This window comes from Gelidibacter japonicus, from assembly GCF_010725055.1.
GTDB classification, from domain to species: Bacteria; Bacteroidota; Bacteroidia; order Flavobacteriales; family Flavobacteriaceae; genus Gelidibacter; species Gelidibacter japonicus.
In genome coordinates this window covers 183439-199978 of record NZ_BJKB01000005.1, presented here as the reverse complement: position 1 = coordinate 199978, position 16540 = coordinate 183439, and the positions used below count along the sequence as shown (strand labels likewise).

The window sequence follows — 16540 nt, the reverse complement described above, 5'->3', positions numbered from 1 at the left end:
AATGCTTTAGGGCTGTTTTGAAAATTTCTAAATGTTCCGTATCACTAAGACGCGTTTTTAGCTTTAATTTCAGTAGCTTTCATTTCGCCATCGAGAAGCGCATTGGCATTCTTCAAATATTTATCTAAAAACTGAAGTACCCTACTATAAGCTTCAATTTGATTTTCTTTTTTGATAAAACCGTGTCCTTCATCCTCAAAGAGAACGTATTCCACTGGAACCCCATTTTTTCGGACTCCTGCGACAATTTCATCAGATTCTACCTGTAATACCCTCGGGTCTTGAGCGCCCTGCAACACAATCAATGGCTTGGTGACTTTATCTGTATGGAATAATGGCGAAATACGTTTGAGCCGCACAGAATCTTCTGTAAATGGATCACCTAATTCTAAGTACAGTGATTTTCTCATAGATTCCCAATAAGGTGGAATGCTTTTTAAAGTCCTGATCCAATTGGTCACCCCAAATAAATTGACGCCTACATCAAACTCTTCTGGAGCGTAGGTCAATGCTGCCATGGTCATATAACCACCGTAAGACCCTCCAATAATTCCAATTTTATCACCATCAATTTCCGGTTGGCTGGCCAGCCAGTTCTTGCCTTCCACACAGTCCTGTAAATCCTTTTCACCGTGATTCAAGTCGTCCATTTGATAAAAAGTTTTACCGTACCCGCTGCTGCCACGATTATTGACGGCTAAAACCGCATAACCATGATTGACCATATATTGAATAAACGAATTGAATCCTTGTCGTGACTGCCCTCCTGGTCCTCCGTGCACCCAAACCATTGCAGGAACCTTGTTGTCCTTTGAAGCTTGATGAGGAAGGTAATAAATTGCGGGAATCTCTACACCATCAAAAGATTTATAGCGAATAACCTTGGCGGTCACTAAATCTTCTGGATGAATCTCATCGTTAAGGACATTGGTCAGTTGATATTGTTCTTTTGTTTTAAAATTATAGGTATAGAGATTGGATGGCATATTGGAGCCTCCAACATACAAACGCATCCATTGTTCGTCATCACTGAAACCAACGCTGGTTATACTTTGATCTCCAAAATCAGGTAAATCGATTGGCGTGTTTGTAGCGACATCTATTACTTCAATGACATTTTTCCCATCTTCATTCACATAAACGACCATATAGGTGCCGTTTTTGGTGAAACCTGCACCCGCAATATCCCATGATTTTTCAAGAACCTTAGATTTCTCCTCGGTTCTAAGATCATATTTCATCAAATAGGAAAATTCTCCTCCATCATCGGTAGTATAATAAAGATTATCATTTAAGAAATCCTGTGCAGAATTGCCGCTTTGATTGCTGTTGACCTTCGTTTTTTGTCTTGTTTTTACATTATAGACATATAAATCGCTGTCATTGGTGTTTAAGGATTGCGCCAAGGCGATATAATTTTTATCTTTTGAAATGCCATTAAAATTCAAGCCATCATTATTTTGATAGATCATTTTAGAGTTGAAATTAGAAACATCCATTTCATAGACATCGAAAAATTTTGGATTCATTTTGTTGGATCCATAGTAAAAGGATTTACCGTCATCCGCCCAACCATAGAATTGCGATTTTGCACCTTTCTCAGGGGTCAGATCTTTAATGGTTCCTGTAGTATCGCGTAAATAAATATGGTCGATTTCATCGCCATTGCCGTCTGCGGACAGTAACATGCGGTCATCATGGGGAAAAAATGATTCTGCAAAATAGGACGTGCTGTCGGAAGCAGTGATCGGAGTGTAGTTGCCTCCTGTGATGGGCACCGTGTAAACATTGAAGATTCCCGATTGGTTACTTGAAATCAGGAGCTTGGAATTGTCAAAAGAAAAACTGCCACCAGTTACGGCTTCGTTATCCATAAATTGTTCAATGGTGTACTGCTCAACTTTGATGGCAGTATCTTCTTTTTTCTCCTCTTTTTGATCTTTGCATGAAATGCAGAGAAGAAGGGTAATTGCAAAAATTAAATGTTTCATGATTTTAGTGTTTTAGTTGGTTGTAGCGAATACACCTGTTATCAGAATTTACATCGCTGTTTCAACGCGTTGGTTTAAAGATAATAAAAAGGCATAAGTTGATTCATAAAATAGATGTTAATAGATTTATCAGTCGATTAAAATATCGTATTTTTATCATGCTATGACAAATACAAACCCAATACGCAAAGGTTTCGTCTTCAAGACCTATGAAGCGCCTTTTCAATCACCTTTTGATAAGCTTTTCGAGATTTTCAAAGAATTGATTACCCATACTTCTGGAGATTTTGATGAGGCCATTGATTGGTTGAGAGAATTGGATAAAGAATATAAGCTGACCACGCCAGAATATACCATTGATGATTTTATCGAAGACCTTAAGAGGAAAGGTTATATAAGAGAAGAAATCGATCCGGACGGAAATGGCGGGATGGCCATTACCTCAAAAACAGAACGCGCCATCAGGCAGCAAGCACTTGATCATATTTTCGGACAGATCAAACGTAGCGGACAGGGCAACCATAAAAGTAAAAGCCCTGGAATAGGTGATGAGCATACGGGCGACTTCAGGGATTATCAATTTGGTGATTCTTTGGATAAGGTATCGATAACCGAAAGTTTAAAAAATGCGCAGATCAATCATGGATTGGGTGATTTCCATTTAACCGAAGATGATTTAGTGGTAGAGGATACATTGCACAAATCGCAAATGAGTACGGTATTGATGATTGATATCAGTCACAGTATGATATTATATGGTGAAGACCGGATCACACCTGCAAAAAAGGTAGCAATGGCTTTAGCCGAATTGATTACCACCCGATATCCAAAAGATACTCTAGATATCTTGGTTTTTGGCAATGATGCATGGCAAATAGAAATTAAGGACTTACCGTATTTGAAAGTGGGACCTTATCATACCAATACTGTTGCCGGATTACAATTGGCAATGGATTTATTGCGAAGAAAGCGAAATACCAATAAGCAGATCTTTATGATTACCGATGGAAAACCAAGTTGTTTGCGACTTCCAGATGGTCAGTATTACAAGGATAGTGCGGGATTAAATCCGTATATCATGAATAAATGTTATGCCATGGCGCAACAGGCCAGAAGATTGCATATTCCAATCACCACATTCATGATTGCACAAGATCCTTATCTGATGCGTTTTGTAACGGAATTTACAAAAGCCAACCAAGGAAAAGCGTTTTACACCGGACTGAAAGGATTGGGTGAGATGATTTTTGAGGATTATGAAACCAACAGGAAAAAGCGGATTAGAGGATAGAAAGTGGGAAGTTGGTAGCCCGAAGCACAAGCAACCCTCAACCTGCAAGGTTTCTAAAACCGTGTAGGTTTGAAAGGTAATAATTATGATATAACAGTTCTAAAATATTGAAAATAAGAACTTTTTTAAGGAGAAGAATATATATGAAAATAGACACTATAACAACATTAGGCGAATTGAAAAAAGCCAATTACCAAAGCAAATCGATTAAAGACGAATTGCGTGATAATTTAATTCAGAAAATTAAGAATAAGGAAACCACATTTGAAGGCGTCCATGGCTATGAGAATACGGTGATTCCAGAATTGGAACGTGCCATACTTTCACGTCATAATATTAACCTATTAGGATTGCGCGGACAAGCTAAAACTAGGTTGGCGCGTTTGATGCTAAACCTCTTGGATGACTATATTCCTGTGGTGGAAGGTTCTGAAATTAATGATGACCCTTTACATCCCATTTCTCGATATGCCAAGGAATTGATCAAGGAAAAAGGCGATGATACACCTATCGGATGGTTACACAGAAGTGAACGATTTGCCGAGAAACTGGCAACGCCTGACGTGACGGTCGCCGATCTTATTGGTGACGTGGACCCAATCAAGGCGGCGAATTTAAAATTGAGTTATGCCGATGATCGCGTGATCCACTACGGAATGATTCCGCGCGCCAACCGTTGTATTTTTGTGATTAACGAATTGCCCGATTTACAGGCAAGGATACAAGTGGCTCTATTCAATATTTTGCAGGAAGGCGATATCCAAATTAGAGGCTTTAAGTTGAGATTGCCTTTGGATATTCAGTTTTTGTTTACTGCAAACCCTGAAGACTATACCAATAGAGGAAGTATTGTAACACCTTTAAAAGATAGAATTGGCTCACAAATCTTGACCCATTACCCAATAGATATAGAAACGGCCCGATTGATTACTGAGCAAGAAGCGAAAGTAGTAGAAGGGCAGAATGATATGGTTGCAATTCCTGATTTAGCTCGGGATCTATTGGAGCAGATTGTTTTTGAGGCTCGGGAAAGTGATTTTATTGATTCTAAAAGTGGGGTGAGTGCCCGTTTGAGTATTACCGCTTTAGAGAATTTAATGAGTACAGCAGAACGTCGCGCTTTATTAGCGGGTGACGGCAAAACAATGGTGCGCTTAAGTGATTTTGTAGGGATCATTCCTTCGATAACCGGTAAGATAGAATTGGTTTATGAAGGTGAACAGGAAGGTGCTGCCGTTGTCGCTTATAATTTAATTGGCGAGGGCGTTAGAAGTTTGTTCGAGGAGTTTTTCCCAAAAATTGAAAAACTTAAGAAAGAGGATGCTGAAACTCCTTATGATGAGATTGTCTCTTGGTTTTTCAATCAAAAGGACGGATTTGAACTTTTGGATGATTTAAGTGATAAAGACTACAAAAGTCGTTTAGATGCCATTACACCATTGGATGAGTTGTTGATTGAACATCAACCCAACTTAACCAAGGGGGAAAGTTATTTTGTAAAGGAATTTGTGCTTTGGGCCTTAGTAGAATTCAAACAATTAAATAAATTCCGATTTTCAGAAGGGATGCAATTCAAGGATCCTTATGGGAGTTTTATAAGTGGGATTTAAAAGGAGTCTGTCACTTTTGAACATCGGATAAGGTCGTTTTTAATACTTTAATACCGAATATAACGCGCATCAAATCAGAGTTTTGATGCGTGTTTTTTTTGTTTTTAATGGAAGGGATTCAGCGCGTTCCTCTGGATTTTACGTTCTTTTCGGATAGATTAATAATTTCAATTATTCTTGCTTTGCGAGTGGTTTCTCTTTTCGCCTGATTTAACCAATACAAATAGTTTTTTCGGTAAGAAGGTGCAAAGTTTTGATAGTTCTGAAAAGCTTTGGCGTTTTTGTTAAATGCATCCTGAAGATCCTCAGGAATAATGCCATTTTCAACCGCATCCAACGCGGTCCAACTACCGTTTTGTTTTGCAATTTCGATGCTCTTCAATCCACTGTCATGCATTAAATTATGGGCTATCAATTCTTTAATATGCCTTTTGTTTAAGGCACTCCAAACGCTTTTAGCATTTCGTTGTGTAAAATACTGACGGCGTTTGCCATTTCCCAAACTCTTTGCGGTGGAGTCAATCCAACCATAGCACAGCGCCACTTTTACAGCTTCTTCCCAACGCATGGAACCATTTTCATGGTCTACCTTGTAGAAAATTAGATATACACCTTTACAGGAAGAGTGATTTTCATGGAGCCATTCCCGCCATTCGTGGTCTGATTTAAAATAAAGTTCCTCGAAGTTCAAGTTACAGTTTTTTGGATTTCACATAAAAATCAACATCAATTTGAAGTTCATTTCCTTCTATTTGTGCCGCAGACCAATCTGTTGTTGGGGCTAACCACAAGTCTTTACCGTTAATGGCAACGTGAACTGGCATATTAAAACCTGAGACGGTATTGATCCATCGGTATTTCAATTGTTGGTCTTTTATCCGATATTCCAATGTTGGGATTCTGACATCCCTCAAATATTGATTAAAAAAAGCAGACAGATCAATTCCAGAAGTTTTGGAGATATAATTTTCGATTTGTTCTGTAGTGACCGTTTGATGATAAAACGTTTCGTTCAGACCTCTTAAAATTTGTTGCCATTGGTCATCATTGTTGATCCATTGCCTTAAAGTATGCAACATATTCGCACCTTTGTAATACATGTCTCCAGAACCTGATTGATTGACATCATACGGGCCAATAATGGGCGCATCGTTTTGAATCCCGCGTCGTGTACCGATGACATATTCTGCCCCAGCCTTTTTCCCATAAAAATACTCTACAAATATACTTTCGGCATAGGCCGTAAAACTCTCGTGGATCCACATATCGGCAATATCCTTGTAAGTGATGTTATTGGCAAACCACTCGTGGGCGGATTCGTGGATGATGATAAAATCGAATTTCAAACCCCATCCCGTGCCAGAGAGATCCCGACCTAAATAGCCATTTTCAAATCCGTTGCCGTAAGTGACGGAACTTTGGTGCTCCATTCCCAAATAGGGGACTTCCACTAACTTATATCCATCTTCATAAAACGGATAGGGCCCAAACCAATGTTCAAAGGCTTCCATCATTCTTGGGGCGTCCTTAAATTGTTGCTTGGCTTTTTCGAGATTGTATTTCAGGACATAATAATCCATTTTCAAGATGCCCTTTTCACCATTATAATCTTCAGAAAAATGGACATAATCACCAATATTGACATTGACACCGTAATTATTGATCGGATTGTTGACAAACCAATGATAGGTATTTGTGCCATCTTTATGGTCTTCAACGCCGCGCAATTGTCCGTTGGAAACCTCCATCAAAGCCTTTGGAACCCTAACACTGATGAGCATACTGTCTACTTCATCATACATATGGTCTTTGTTGGGCCACCAAACGCTTGCGCCAAGTCCTTGACAAGAGGTGGCCACAAAATCATTACCGTTGTCATCCTTTTTCCAAGAAAATCCGCCGTCCCAAGGAGCTCTTTTGGCTTCTTTGGGTTGCCCTTCATAATAAACATCTAAACTTTGGAGGCTACCCTTTTTTTGATCACTCTTTAGTTTGATAAAGTGCGCGTTGCCTTGATGATCTACGCTTAACTCTTCTCCGTTTTGAGTTACTTTGGTGATCATTAATGGTGCTTGTAAGTCGATTTGGAGCACGGAATTGGGTTTTAATACCTTATAATGCACCGAGTTTTTTCCTTTTATGGATTTGGTACTCGGATCAACAGAAATGTCCAAATGATAATAGGTCAAATCCCACCAGGCACGTTCAGGAGTTATGGAGCCTCTTAGACTGTCTTGCTTTGTGAAGCTATTGTTCTGACCGTTTAGGGTTTGAAATGATACAATAATTAAAAGGAAAAAAAGGGATTTGTTCATTGACTAATTTCTTAAGATTGAGTTTGGAAAAACCACCACGCTTTCATAACCATCTTTTCCTACTGAAGCAACACCAAAATACGAATTGTCAATGACAATGCCTTTCAGTGTAAACTCGTCAATATCTCCAACATATCTGGAATGGTCCCAAGTTGGTGAGGTTGTATCTCTCCAGTAAATTTTATAGCCTTTGGCGCCTTCCACTTTGTCCCATTTTAATTTTGCCGAAGCTTCTACAATCCCACCAATGGCCACGGATTTAGGTGGAGGTGGAGCAGACGCCAAACTGGCCATATTGATGGCATTGACTGCGGTCAATTTAGCGGCGTACGGGAAATTGACGTGTTCAAAGGTGTCGCCATAATTGACGCCGTTTTCGGTGCGGATATCTTGATGTTGCTGGGTGTAATTCTCATGAGCTTCCATGATCCGGATGCCAGGAAATCCTAAATCGTTGAACGGACGATGATGGCCACCACGACCAAAACGGTCGAGCCTGTACACCATCATCGGATTCATTTCTGGCATATAGGTTTTGGTGGTTTTGTGGACATAACGTGCCAATTGGCGTGAAATTCCATCGACTTCACCACCGTAAAAACGACGCATTTGACGTTCCCGGTCGGTTTCGGTTGGAGGCACAGGCTCTGAAAATATTCTAAAGGTTCGGTTGTCAATCACACCATCAACACCTTCAATATTTCCTATCATATCATTATTAAGCACACCAATAATTTCCCAGCCTTTTTCCTTGGCATATGCGGCCAATCCTGCACCACCAAAAAGACCTTGTTCTTCACCTGAAAGCCCAACATAAACAATGCTGCTTTCAAATTTATATTTGGAAAGTACACGAGCCGCCTCAATGGCCCCTGCCATTCCCGAAGCATTGTCGTTGGCCCCCGGAGCATCTACGGTAAAATCCATGGTGTCACTGCCGCGTGAATCGATATCACCACTCATTATAATGTATCGGTTTGGATATTTGGTTCCTTTTTGAACGGCAACCACATTGACCACCCAAGCATCATGAGGCACGCGATTATTGCCTTCTTTGGTGACAAAATCTTTTTGATAGAACACGTTCAAACAGTTATTACAATCTTTGGAAATGGTTTCAAACTCTCGTTTAATCCAACGTCTGGCGGCTCCAATCCCACGAGTATCAGAAACGGTGTCACTAAACGTGTTTCTGGTGCCAAAATTGACGAGAGTTTGCACGTCATTTTTAATCCGGTCGGCAGATACGGCATCGATAATGTCATATATTTTCTGGTCGGTTTGTGCTGAAAGATGATAACAAAAAAAGAATAGAATTATGGGTTTTAGTAACGTCTTCATGGCATTTTATTTTCTGATGATTAACTAAGATAATTGACTTTATTTTTTATAATTAAATTTTACAGTTTCCACGCTGTCATTGTCTTGTTTGATATCGACATAGATATTCATTTCATTGGCACTTATTTTTTCAAAAATCATGCCTTCAAAGACGACTTTATTTTCCGTGATTTCCTTAAGTGAAAAATCGATAGTTTTATCCTTTTCCTCCCAACCTTTAAGATCGCTCCCAAAATGTTTGAGTTGTAGGATGAGCGTGTTTTCTACCTCACGAATGATTTCAATCTCATAAAAAACTACTTTGTCTTTATCAATCAATTTAAAGGTGGCCATCATTGAACCGGCAGAAGGTTCGCTCCAGTTTTCTTCCGTTTGTCCACCAAAAGCTTCTCCTTTCCAATTGCCAGCAATCCATTTGATGTTCTCAAGTTTGGGTTCCAGTATTGCAGATGTATTATTTAATGGGTTTGTGGCTGAGGTTGTAAACTCTCCAACAATGGCTAATTTGTTTCCATTAGGACTTACTGTTAAACGGCTGAGATTGTTAATACCATAGGATTTTAAAGAAACTATTTCAATCCAGCCTAATTTATTATTGGGATTCAATTTGAAAAGTACATCTCCTTTGGCCATGATAACACTCCCATCTGCCAACCAACACATATCTTCAACGCCAGAAAGGGTGGGAGCTATGTATTTTATGACGCCAGTTTTGGGATTTAAAGATTTGATTTCTGAAGTACCATCTGTGTTTTTAGAAATAAAACTGATCAAGTCCGAATTTGGAATATGATGTAAAGATCTGCCTACATGTGTCGTAATCCGTTTGTTTTGGCCTGTTTTTAAGTCAGAGCTATATAGAGACAGAAAACCTGACTCTAAAACAGAAGAAATAATAGTGTTTTTGTCAAACCAAAGGTGGTAGCCAACCACTAAAGTATCTAACAAAACAGTATTCGTACTGTTTTTTAAATCATACCTATAGAGGCGTTGTTTACCGTCAGGATCCAATCGGATGGCGGAAACGGCATTTTGGTTAGGGATTTTTAATGGGGAATATTCGCCGCCTTCCGTAAAGCAAATCCAAGTTTTTGAACCATATTTGAGGTCGTATTTGACGATGTCAGTTTGTGCATTCCGCGTTCCAGCGTATAAAATCGTTTCATTATCCATAAAGGACGGTTGATTGTCGTAGCCCTCATTATTTGAAATGTTTTCAAAGTTGGATAATTTAAATCCGTCTTTTTCAGTATTCAAGTCAAATAAAAAAACGTCAGTGTTGGGTTGTGCAAAGCTTAAAAATGTACTTAACGCGAACAGGATTGAAAATCTCGATTTCATAGAGGCTTATTTTTATAAAGATATAATTTTTGAATGTAAATTGGGTATTAAATTTTCAGGCCATTCGTGTTTCCTATAAGTTTAATGAAGAAAAGGAAGAACAGTCAAAATGAGATGATTATCAATCGATAACTTCGAGGTATTAAAACCCACTGATGGGTGGAAATCAAAAAGCCAATTCAAATTAATGAATTGGCTTTTCTTTGTTAATCAAATTTGAGTTAGTCAAAATTTCAGAAACAATATGTGTATCGGGCCGTTCCGCACTGATGTCTCAGTTTGCAATCTGGAAAGTTAATTATAAATTATACTTGTTCTCCGCTTTAACTTTTTCCGCAATGGTGTTACGCAAATCTACAATATCTGGGTAGTTGGTGTATTTTACAAAACGTCTCAAGCCCATCAACAGCATACGTTGCTCATCGCCTTCTGCAAATGAAATGATGCTTTCTTTTCCATTTTTCTCAACAATAGACACCGCATTGTACAAATACAATTTCGCCATGGCGATTTGAATTTCTTGATCTTTTTCACCAAAACGTTTAGCGTTTTTCTCAGCTCTTAAAATAGTCGATTCAGCCATGTAAATCTCAATAAGAATGTCTGAAGCAGCCAACAATAATTGTTGGTGACCTTCTAAATCCGGACCAAATTTTTGAACGGCGGCTCCTGCCACCATCAAGAAAACCTTCTTGAGTTTGGCAATCATTTCTTTTTCTTCTGCAAACAACTCAGAGTAATCGGGGGTGTCAAAAGAAGGGATACCCAATAGTTCGTCAGCGACAGCTTGAGCTGGGCCCAATAAGTCCACGTGACCTTTCATTGCTTTTTTGACCAACATACCCACAGAAAGCATTCTGTTGATTTCGTTGGTTCCCTCATAGATTCTCGCGATACGTGCATCTCTCCAGGCAGCTTCCATAGGCGTGTCTTTAGAGAAGCCCATCCCACCAAAAATTTGGATGCCTTCGTCAGCACAGTTTTGAAGATCTTCAGAAACAGCAACCTTTAAAATAGAACATTCAATAGCATATTCTTCAACACCTTTCAATTCGGCTTCCTGATGAGAGTTGCCAGCTGCTTGACGCATGGCAATGCGGTCTTCTATGTTTTTGGCAGCTCGGTATGAAGCTGATTCACCAGCATAAGTACTGGTAGCCATTTCGGCCAACTTCATTTTAATGGCACCAAAGTCTGAGATTCGAGTGTTGAATTGTTTGCGTTCATTGGCGTATTCAACAGCAGTTGTTGTAATTCTTCTTTGTGAATCCAAACAGGCTGCAGCCAATTTGATACGTCCAATATTTAAGGCATTCATGGCGATTTTAAAGCCTTCACCACGACCAGCCAACATGTTTTCTACAGGGACAACCGTGTCGTTAAAAAACACTTGTCTTGTTGAAGAGGCGTGGATTCCTAATTTATTTTCCTCCTCACCTAAGGTAATGCCATTAGAAGGATCTTGTTCAACTATAAAACCTGTGATATTTTTATCATTTTCTATACGAGCAAAAACAATGAACAAGCTACAGAACCCCGCGTTGGAGATCCACATTTTTTGTCCGTTGATTTTGTAAGATTTACCATCTTCAGAAAGTGTCGCTGTAGTTTTACCTGAATTGGCATCAGAACCAGCGCCCGGCTCAGTAAGTGCATAAGCTCCAAACCATTCGCCGCTCGCTAATTTAGGAACGTATTTCTGTTTTTGCTCTTCCGTTCCATAAAGGGTAATTGGCATCGTTCCAATTCCTGTATGTGCTCCGAAAGCCGTACTGAAAGATCCTGTTCCACTGGAAATGTATTCACAAACAATCATGGTTGAGACAAAGCTCATTCCCATTCCGCCATAAGCTTCAGGAACTGACACGCTCAAAAAGCCCATTTCACCTGCCTTACGCATGACTTCTTCAGTCAAGGCATAATCCTTGGCTTCAAAACGATCTTTATGCGGAATAATCTCTCGATCATTAAACTCCTTGACGGAGTCACGCATCATTTTTTGCTCTTCATTAAAATCTTCTGGTGTGAAGACATCTTCGCATTTGGTTTCCTTGACGATGAACTGTCCACCTCTTAGTATTTCTTTTTCTTGTTGTGTTTCCATATTTTTCTTGTTTAAGAAGAGAGAAAATAGAGTATAGAAAATAGACTATTTATTTAGTCCATTTTGGAATCCATTGTCATTCTTTGGAATTCTTCTATTTTTTCTTCGAGCATTTTTAAATTTTGTTCGTTTATATATTTTCTGTGTTTTGCTATCAATAATTGAGTTCCTAATTCAAAGGAAGACCCTAAGGAAATATCGAGATAATTGCTAAATGATTTATCAGTTTTCGCAGAGCCTTCGGCAATATTGCTTGGTATTGATACGGAGCACCTACTCAATTGAGAAGTTAGATCATAACGTTCATGTTTTGGGAACTCTATCAATAAATCAGAAATATCATTTGCTATCTCTAAAGCTAATAGCCAAATTTTCAAGTTTTTATAATTATGACGTTTTCTAAACCCCATTCTGAAATTCTGTAATCTATTTTCTCTTTTCTATATTCTATTATCTCATCAATGGAGGAATTCAAACACCCCACAAGCCCCTTGTCCTGTACCAACGCACATCGTGACTGCTCCATATTTGCCTTGCATATTGCGTTTGCGCATCTCATCAAACAGCTGCACCGATAATTTTGCACCAGTACATCCTAGTGGATGGCCCAAGGCGATGGCGCCACCGTTGACATTGACGATGTCTGGATTCAAATTGAGTTCTCTGATCACTGCTATGGATTGCGATGCAAAAGCCTCGTTTAATTCGATCAATTCCAAATCTTTCTGCTCCAAACCTGCCAATTTTAATGCTTTTGGAATGGCTTTTACCGGACCGATACCCATAATGCGAGGTTCGACACCCACAGCGGCATAATTGACTAAGCGCGCAATTGGCTCAAGATTCAATTCCTTGACCATTGCTTCGCTCATAATCATTACGAAGGCTGCACCGTCACTCATTTGTGATGAGTTCCCTGCCGTAACACTGCCGTTTGCAGCAAATACCGGACGTAACTTTGCCAGCACTTCTATGCTCGTTCCTGCCCTTGGACCTTCATCTTTTGTGACTGTGTAAGATTTGGTTGCTTTTTTACCGTTAGGATCTACGTAAGTCTGATCCACCGTGATAGGTACAATCTGATCCTGAAAACGATTTTCTGCCTGTGCTTTTAAAGCCTTCATATGTGAATGGTAGGCGAATTCATCTTGGTCTTCACGAGATACTTTAAACTGTTTGGCGACTGCTTCTGCCGTATTTCCCATGCCCCAGTAATAGCTTTCATGACCAGATTTAACGATGTCATAGTTCAGTTCTGGTTTGAATCCGGTCATTGGAACCGAACTCATACTTTCAGCACCTCCTGCAATGATACATTCGGCCATTCCAGATTGAATTTTTGCAGTCGCCATGGCAATGGTTTCTAATCCCGAAGAACAAAATCGATTGACCGTCACTCCCGGTACATCAACACTGTCCAAGCCAATCAACGAAATAAAACGTGCCATGTTCAAGCCTTGCGAGCCTTCTGGCATGGCGTTGCCCACCATGACGTCATCTATTCGTTTCACATCAAGATTTGGTAAATCTTTCATCATGTGCTGAATGGTTTCAGCACCCAATTCATCGGCTCTTTTAAATCGGAACACGCCTTTAGGTGCTTTCCCAACTGCGGTTCTGTATGCTTTTACTATGTAAGCTTGTTTGCTCATAATTTGTATTAAGATTTTAAGTATTAAGTATTAAGACTTTTTGAGTGTTCTTTGAAGAGAATAATTCATTTTACTAACTTCAAGTACCTCATTAATAATTGGTCTTACTTTATCTTCTGTTATTAAATCTAATCTTTTAGACAAGTATAATTGTGTTAGTAATTCAAATGATGATCCATTAGCAATTCCAAGAAACTGCATAAATTCTCCATTTGTGTTTCTTCCTGCTCCTTCAGCGATATTTGAAGGAATAGAAATTGCACTTTTTCTAAGCTGAGAAGTCAATCCATATTTCTCTTCTTCAGGGAAATTCTCAGTGGCTCGATAGCAGTTTTCAGTAATATCCATTGCTTTTTGCCATATTTTTAGCTCTTCGAATCTGTGCATGTTTATTGGTATTAAGATGTTAGTATTAAGTGAATTTAGTTCTATTTAAATGCATTAGGTATTCCATAAACCATATGTCATGATTAACCGTCTTTGTACTTAATACTTTGTACTTAATTCCGTAAAGGTTTGCCCGTCTTCAACATATGTTGAATTCTTTCCAAAGTTTTTCTCTCTGTACAAAGTGACAAAAATGCTTCACGTTCCAAATCCAATAAATATTGCTCATTGACCAACGTTGGTTCTGATAAATCGCCTCCAGCCATGACATAAGCTAATTTATTTGCGATTTTTCGATCGTGTTCACTGATGTAATTGCTGTCTTCCATGGCGTCTGTTCCAACCATAAACATCCCTAAGGCTTGTTTGCCAAGCACTTTAATATCGTTTCGTTTAACAGGTTGTGTATACCCAGCATCGGCCATAAGTTGAGCGTGTGCTTTGGCAGTCGCCAATTGTCTGTCTTTATTCACAACGACAATATCTTTTCCTTTTTGAAGAATTCCTAAGTCGAAAGCTTCATAAGCAGAAGTGGATACTTTGGCCATCGCAACAGTCAAGAAATACTCTTGAAGTGTGTTCAACTCAACATCACCTTTTCTAAACGTATCTTGGGCACGGAGCGCCATTTCTTTAGAGCCGCCTCCACCGGGAATCACCCCAACACCAAACTCTACCAGTCCGATATAGGTTTCGGCAGCAGCAACTACTTTATCTGCGTGCATGGATAATTCACAACCACCACCAAGAGCCATCCCGTGAGGTGCAGCAACCGTTGGGATTGCCGAATAACGCATGCGCATCATCGTATCCTGGAAATATTTGATGGCCGTATTAAGCTCGTCGTACTCTTGTTCGGCTGCCATCATGAAAATCATGCCAATATTGGCACCAACCGAGAAGTTTGCCGCTTGATTTCCTACTACCAATCCTGCGAAATCTTTTTCAGCAAGGTCAATCGCTTTGTTCAACCCAGAAAGCACATCGCCACCAATCGTGTTCATTTTAGATTGGAATTCGACATTCAAGATACCGTCTCCTAAATCTTCAACAACAACACCTGAGTTCTTGTAAACTTCTTTGGACTTACGTATGTTATCCAAGATGATAAACGCATCTTGTCCTGGTACTTTTTCTTGTTTTTTGGATGGAATATCGTAAAAGAACGTATTTCCTTCTTTAACAGTGTAAAACGATTTGTTTCCAGATTCCAACATCTCATTCACCCAAGCAGCAGGTTTTAAACCTTCGGCTTTCATCAATTCGATACCTTTTTCGACACCAACGGCGTCCCAAATTTGAAAAGGACCATGTTCCCAGCCAAATCCGGCTTTCATGGCATCATCTATTTTATAAAGCTCGTCTGTTATTTCTGGAATTCTGTTAGAAACATAAGCAAACATCGCTGCAAAATTCTTTCTGTAAAACTCTCCGGCTTTATCTTTTCCTGAAATTAAAATCGGAAAACGATCAATGACCTTGTCAACGGTTTTAGTCAACTCTAAGGTGGCAAATCGTGCCGATTTTCGATCTCTATATTCAAGGGTGTTTAAATCCAAGGTCCTAATGTCCTTCCCTTCCTTTTTATAAAAGCCTTGTCCGGTTTTACTTCCAAACCATTTGTTTTCCACCATTTTATTGATAAAATCTGGAAGTTTAAAAAGCTCGTGAGCTTCATCATCAGGACAGTTTTCATAAATACCATTGGCAACATGTACCAAAGTATCCAAACCAACGACGTCAACGGTCCTGAAGGTGGCCGATTTAGGACGTCCAATAACAGGCCCAGTCAACTTATCAACTTCTTCAACCGTCAAATCCATTTCCTTAACTTGGTGGAAGAGGCTTTGGATTCCAAAAATCCCAATACGATTTCCGATAAAGGCCGGCGTATCTTTTGCGATAACTGAAGTTTTTCCAAGGAATTTTTCACCATAATTATTCAAGAAATCCAATACTTCTTGAGATGTTTTTGGTCCAGGAATAATTTCAAATAATTTCAAGTAGCGTGCAGGATTAAAAAAGTGAGTTCCACAGAAATGCTTTTGGAAATCTTCACTTCGGCCTTCACTCATAAAATGAATCGGAATCCCTGAGGTGTTTGAGGTAATCAAAGTTCCAGGAGTCCTGTGATTTTCAAGTTTTTCAAAGACCTGTTTCTTAATGTCCAAGCGCTCAACAACAACCTCCATGATCCAATCGACATCTTTTACTTTGGCAATGTCATCCTCAAGGTTACCAGTCGTAATCCTGCTGGCGAACGATTGATGATAAATAGGAGAGGGCTTCGATTTTAGGGAAGCAGTCAAAGAATCGTTAACAATTCTGTTTCTAACGGCTTTGTCCTCTAAGGTCAGTCCTTTAGCTTTTTCAGCATCATTCAATTCTCTAGGAACAATATCAAGAAGTAATACGTCAACACCTATATTGGCAAAGTGACATGCAATACCGCTTCCCATAATCCCAGAGCCTATAATGGCTACTTTTTTTATTCTACGTTTGCTCATA

Annotated in this window: 12 protein-coding genes; 2 read left to right on the top strand and 10 right to left on the bottom strand. The window is 39.3% G+C overall.

Features of this window, described 5'->3' with window-relative positions:
* Positions 1-44 precede the first annotated feature (44 nt).
* Entirely contained in the window at positions 45-1991 is a 1947-nt protein-coding gene (locus G6N06_RS07410; RefSeq protein ID WP_163515436.1) for a S9 family peptidase, read from the bottom strand.
* A gap of 163 nt (positions 1992-2154) precedes the next feature.
* Between G6N06_RS07410 and G6N06_RS07405 the strand changes: the two genes are divergently transcribed.
* On the top strand, positions 2155-3282 hold the full coding sequence (locus tag G6N06_RS07405; protein ID WP_163515434.1) for a vWA domain-containing protein: 1128 nt from the start codon (positions 2155-2157) through the stop codon (positions 3280-3282).
* Between the two features lie 143 nt (positions 3283-3425).
* On the top strand, positions 3426-4892 hold the full coding sequence (locus tag G6N06_RS07400; protein WP_163515432.1) for a magnesium chelatase: 1467 nt from the start codon (positions 3426-3428) through the stop codon (positions 4890-4892).
* A 118-nt stretch (positions 4893-5010) separates the two neighbouring features.
* Here G6N06_RS07400 and G6N06_RS07395 read toward each other — a convergent pair whose 3' ends face one another.
* The 9 genes from G6N06_RS07395 to G6N06_RS07355 all read right to left on the bottom strand — a co-directional run bounded on the left by G6N06_RS07395 (position 5011) and on the right by G6N06_RS07355 (position 16539).
* Complete coding sequence (locus G6N06_RS07395) at positions 5011-5583, bottom strand: YdeI/OmpD-associated family protein (protein WP_163515430.1); 573 nt, start codon at positions 5581-5583, stop codon at positions 5011-5013.
* Between the two features lies 1 nt (position 5584).
* Positions 5585-7207 (bottom strand): M1 family metallopeptidase, encoded by a 1623-nt coding sequence (locus G6N06_RS07390; RefSeq protein ID WP_163515428.1) that lies wholly within the window; start codon positions 7205-7207, stop codon positions 5585-5587.
* A 3-nt stretch (positions 7208-7210) separates the two neighbouring features.
* A complete protein-coding gene (locus tag G6N06_RS07385; protein WP_163515427.1) occupies positions 7211-8548 on the bottom strand; it encodes a M28 family peptidase in 1338 nt (445 codons plus the stop codon).
* A 39-nt stretch (positions 8549-8587) separates the two neighbouring features.
* On the bottom strand, positions 8588-9889 hold the full coding sequence (locus tag G6N06_RS07380) for a DUF6265 family protein (RefSeq protein WP_163515426.1): 1302 nt from the start codon (positions 9887-9889) through the stop codon (positions 8588-8590).
* Between the two features lie 298 nt (positions 9890-10187).
* On the bottom strand, positions 10188-11993 hold the full coding sequence (locus tag G6N06_RS07375; RefSeq protein ID WP_163515425.1) for an acyl-CoA dehydrogenase FadE: 1806 nt from the start codon (positions 11991-11993) through the stop codon (positions 10188-10190).
* Positions 11994-12046: 53 nt separating this feature from the next.
* On the bottom strand, positions 12047-12370 hold the full coding sequence (locus G6N06_RS07370) for a four helix bundle protein (RefSeq protein ID WP_308469748.1): 324 nt from the start codon (positions 12368-12370) through the stop codon (positions 12047-12049).
* Between the two features lie 81 nt (positions 12371-12451).
* Positions 12452-13645 carry an acetyl-CoA C-acyltransferase gene (locus tag G6N06_RS07365; protein ID WP_163515423.1) on the bottom strand — a complete coding sequence of 398 codons (1194 nt, stop codon included), beginning with the start codon at positions 13643-13645 and terminating at the stop codon, positions 12452-12454.
* A gap of 30 nt (positions 13646-13675) precedes the next feature.
* Positions 13676-14032: a four helix bundle protein gene (locus tag G6N06_RS07360; protein ID WP_163515422.1), complete on the bottom strand. Its 357-nt coding sequence runs from the start codon at positions 14030-14032 to the stop codon at positions 13676-13678.
* A gap of 113 nt (positions 14033-14145) precedes the next feature.
* On the bottom strand, positions 14146-16539 hold the full coding sequence (locus G6N06_RS07355; protein ID WP_163515421.1) for a 3-hydroxyacyl-CoA dehydrogenase/enoyl-CoA hydratase family protein: 2394 nt from the start codon (positions 16537-16539) through the stop codon (positions 14146-14148).
* Between the last annotated feature and the right edge of the window lies 1 nt (position 16540).

Excerpts from the sequence above, each read along its gene's own strand:
- G6N06_RS07385 (WP_163515427.1), bottom strand. The coding sequence starts at position 8,548 with ATGAAGACGTTACTAAAACCCATAATTCTATTCTTTTTTTGTTATCAT.
- G6N06_RS07375 (WP_163515425.1), bottom strand. The coding sequence starts at position 11,993 with ATGGAAACACAACAAGAAAAAGAAATACTAAGAGGTGGACAGTTCATC.
- G6N06_RS07390 (WP_163515428.1), bottom strand. The coding sequence starts at position 7,207 with ATGAACAAATCCCTTTTTTTCCTTTTAATTATTGTATCATTTCAAACC.
- G6N06_RS07410 (WP_163515436.1), bottom strand. The coding sequence starts at position 1,991 with ATGAAACATTTAATTTTTGCAATTACCCTTCTTCTCTGCATTTCATGC.
- G6N06_RS07360 (WP_163515422.1), bottom strand. The coding sequence starts at position 14,032 with ATGCACAGATTCGAAGAGCTAAAAATATGGCAAAAAGCAATGGATATT.
- G6N06_RS07380 (WP_163515426.1), bottom strand. The coding sequence starts at position 9,889 with ATGAAATCGAGATTTTCAATCCTGTTCGCGTTAAGTACATTTTTAAGC.
- G6N06_RS07365 (WP_163515423.1), bottom strand. The coding sequence starts at position 13,645 with ATGAGCAAACAAGCTTACATAGTAAAAGCATACAGAACCGCAGTTGGG.
- G6N06_RS07400 (WP_163515432.1), top strand. The coding sequence starts at position 3,426 with ATGAAAATAGACACTATAACAACATTAGGCGAATTGAAAAAAGCCAAT.
- G6N06_RS07355 (WP_163515421.1), bottom strand. The coding sequence starts at position 16,539 with ATGAGCAAACGTAGAATAAAAAAAGTAGCCATTATAGGCTCTGGGATT.
- G6N06_RS07405 (WP_163515434.1), top strand. The coding sequence starts at position 2,155 with ATGACAAATACAAACCCAATACGCAAAGGTTTCGTCTTCAAGACCTAT.